2 protein-coding genes and 1 pseudogene are annotated in these 3472 nt (G+C 35.2%); 1 reads left to right on the top strand and 2 read right to left on the bottom strand.

The window, feature by feature from the left end; genetic code table 11:
• The first annotated feature begins 113 nt into the window (after window positions 1–113).
• Complete coding sequence (locus BUB35_RS17940; protein WP_072853971.1) at window positions 114–464, top strand: hypothetical protein; 351 nt, start codon at window positions 114–116, stop codon at window positions 462–464.
• Window positions 465–759: 295 nt separating this feature from the next.
• Here the strand turns inward: BUB35_RS17940 and BUB35_RS17935 are convergent, their stop codons facing one another.
• Together BUB35_RS17935 and BUB35_RS17930 are read right to left on the bottom strand one after the other, a co-directional pair.
• A complete protein-coding gene (locus BUB35_RS17935; RefSeq protein ID WP_072853969.1) occupies window positions 760–1161 on the bottom strand; it encodes a YolD-like family protein in 402 nt (133 codons plus the stop codon).
• Window positions 1158–2675 (bottom strand): annotated as a pseudogene (locus tag BUB35_RS17930) (Y-family DNA polymerase). The gene BUB35_RS17935 and the pseudogene BUB35_RS17930 overlap by 4 nt, the downstream one beginning before the upstream one ends.
• Between the last annotated feature and the right edge of the window lie 797 nt (window positions 2676–3472).

Below are 3472 nucleotides of genomic sequence, written 5' to 3'. Positions count from 1 at the left end.
TTTTGCCATAATAAAAGGTCCTCCTATGATTTAAATTTTACCATAGAAGAACCTCTTCAATTACATATTTACAGAAAAAGTTTCACACTGCCAAAAAATCTGATGGAACGCATATGGAAGAGACATATATTCATGTGAATCAAAGCCTTATGGATGCTTTCGATATGAAAATCACTACCAACGATACAAACACGTTCACTTTAGAAACACCACATTCTTCTGTTATTTTTGAAAACTCAACCGCAAACGAATTATCCTATATGCCTTCTTCCGTATATAAAACAAATATAACATTATTCCATTCATCATCAGGCAACCAAGATCTGCCGGATTTCTTAAGTATTGAACGTGAACTTTATGTAAATAGCCAAGCACTGGCAAAATCTCTGGATATGGAAACAGACTTCAATGACTTTGGTATAGGTGTTTTCGAGAAAATAAACGATGATACCACTGAAAAATAACCAGAACTGTAACCCACAGACTTTTTACTACCGCAACATCTATGGTCTAAAGGGGAACTTTGCGTTTATGCCTACTGTTTTTTGTTTGCTGACGAATTCGTATCAATTATGTTCATTCCATTTCAAATAAAATTGCCTGTAGTGGCATTCTATACTTTTCACTACAGGCTCCATGGCTGCAACAGCATACTTCTATTACACAGAGCAAATATTTCTGACTCTGCACCATTTATTCCTATTAACAGAAATGTTTCTCCATGCACGAAATAATGTTTTTGTGAACACATTCGTTGGATCATAACTCTATATCCCATATTTCATCAAAAAAGATTTTTTCTTTATTTTCCAATAATAAAACCCTCTTTTCCATGGAAATTTTATCAATATAGCAATCTTTCTTTCGATATGTTCCCCCTTCTTTTTTAGGATCTGGAACAAAATAGGTAACAACTGCTCTTACGGGTTTATGTGGTAATTTTAGCAGCTCCATAATTTTTTCATTCAGCATATCCCACTGATCTTCACTCAACTGCTTCTTTTTTTCCGTTTGTCTTGCAATTTCCCGAATTTCCGCTTCATATCCTGTTAGGGCAGCAAAAGGCGAAAATTGTGCAGCACGATTTTGTCTTGACATTCGTGGATGTTTTTTTGAAGTTGGGTGCGGCAAATTTATGATATCATCATATTTTCCACTCATGCTTTATGTCCTCCGATCTGATTATTCCTATCTTTTGCTATTGCCCCTTCTTCCAAACTAACACCTTTCAAAATCGCATTTTTCCCAAATTTATGCTTAATAGACAACACTGCCTGTTGTAGTTTTTTCTCTTTTTCTCTATCGACAGCTTCTTTTTCTTCGATTTTTTCTTCTCGGCATAATCCGTAAAAAGGTTTAACTGTTCACAACCACAACGCTTTAAAACACCATCTTCTGCAACCACATGATTTGCTATCATATTGATTCTCCGAATCAAAAGCTTTTCATTTGTAATATCCTCAAAAAGTTTTATTGCTGCATCAATCATCTTTTTACTGGAAGAAGTATATTTTCCAAGTGAAATCGTACCTTGTGCATGCCGCGGGACCGCTCGACCATAATGGTCAATCTTAATTTTACCGGTATAAGAACGTATTCTTTCGGTGTCTTTCAGATTTTCCCTATCATAACCGATGGTCAAAACAAGCTGATCCGTTACAAGACCTTTTTCCACCAAATCTAAAGAAAGTTGGTCTGCCATTTCAAGGAGGACAATTTTTGCTTTTTCATTTGAATAAGGACAATGCAGCACTTGACCAGAGCCCATGCTGTTATTTTCCGGTTTATACGCTTTGATATCCGCAATGGTACAAGGCTCCCATCCCCAAGCATGATCAATCAGCAATTCTGCATTAATGCCAAAAAGTTTATACAATAACTCCTCATTGTGAAAATCTGTATCTTTTCCTATGGAACATCTTGCAATATCACCCATGGTAAATAGACCATTTTCCTCAAGCTTTTTGGTATAGCCTCGTCCAACTCTCCAGAAATCTGTAAGCGGTCTATGCTCCCATAACAGTCTTCGATATGACATTTCATCCAATTCTGCAATACGCACGCCATTTTCATCTGGCTGTATGTGCTTCGCCCCAATGTCCATAGCAACTTTCGCCAAATACAGATTGGTACCAATCCCAACAGTGGCAGTGATACCAGTTTTCTTCAAAACCTCCTGAATGATGTTCATTGCAAACTCCCTGGCAGTTAATCCAGTGGTTTTCAAATAAGGTGTCACATCCATAAACACCTCATCAATAGAATAAACATGGATATCCTCCGGTGAAACAAACTGCATGTAAATATCATAGATATAAGCACTTTGCTTGATATAATACCCCATTCTTGGCGGAGCAACGATATAATCAACTGCAAGAGCGGGATTTTTCCTTAATGCATCTGCATCATAAGAAGAACCCTCCATTGCTCTGCAAACGTATTTTTCGTTCATAATTGATTTCCTTTACCTTTTGCACTACTTCAAAAAGTCTTGGTCTGCCTTTGATACCCATTGCTTTGAGAGATGGTGACACTGCAAGACAAATAGTTTTGTCTGTTCTACTGGCGTCTGCCACCACAAGGTTTGTTTTCAGTGGATCAAGACCTCGTTCCATACATTCTACAGAAGCATAATATGATTTTAAGTCGATTGCAATATACGTTTTTTCCTTCAAAAAACCACCTCCAATACCAGAACGTATGTTTCTATTTTATATTGTATTTGTATTCTTGTCTTTGGTCAATGGCATTCCACAAATAAAAAGAATCTATTTAGGGGCATCTTCATAAGAAAACAAAGAAAGCTGAAATCTTTATGATACATAGGATTCCAGCTTTCTTACTTTTTTAAGATTGTATTTGATATGATTTCTTATGAAAACTGCCGTTACACTTTCCCTTAAGAAGTCAAGGAAAAGGAAAACCAATGTTTTCTTAAGGGGAGTTGCTTTCATAGATTCTTTTCCCATAACTTTAGCTTTTTTTCAAAAATTAATGATATAAGGAAACAATCAATGCAAAAGTATATAAAGATAGAAATAAAACATTTTGAGGATTGGTATGCTCTTTTTGCATAATTCCTTCAAACAATACAATCATGACTGGCTAAACAAAAATTACAGTCAATCATTAAGATGAATCATCATAAAAACACCCCACCGTTTTTAGCGCTTCCTTACATAAAATAGTACCTATATAAACTATAAAAATCACATGCTTACTTGTATTTTACTGTTGTTAATTCCCTTTTTAATTCGTTATATAAGAAACAACGAGAATCTCTTTACTATTACATGTTATTTTATAATAGTACCACCATATGTTACTTCCATCTTACCAATTACAGTTTTTCCATCTTTGGCATATAAATTGATGTACTCTGGATCTATATTAAAAAAGTGGACACATAAAGTAACTATCTATTACAATAAAGTAGACACCAAAAGGAGGTATTTACATGTCAACAAACAGC

Source organism: Anaerotignum lactatifermentans DSM 14214, from assembly GCF_900142265.1.
Lineage (GTDB): Bacteria > Bacillota > Clostridia > Lachnospirales > Anaerotignaceae > Anaerotignum > Anaerotignum lactatifermentans.
Note: the sequence above shows the minus strand (reverse complement) of the source record. Positions and strands in the feature narration are given on the sequence as shown.

Coding starts and splice junctions, on each gene's coding strand:
- BUB35_RS17940 (WP_072853971.1), top strand. CDS start 114: ATGGAAGAGACATATATTCATGTGAATCAAAGCCTTATGGATGCTTTC.
- BUB35_RS17935 (WP_072853969.1), bottom strand. CDS start 1,161: ATGAGTGGAAAATATGATGATATCATAAATTTGCCGCACCCAACTTCA.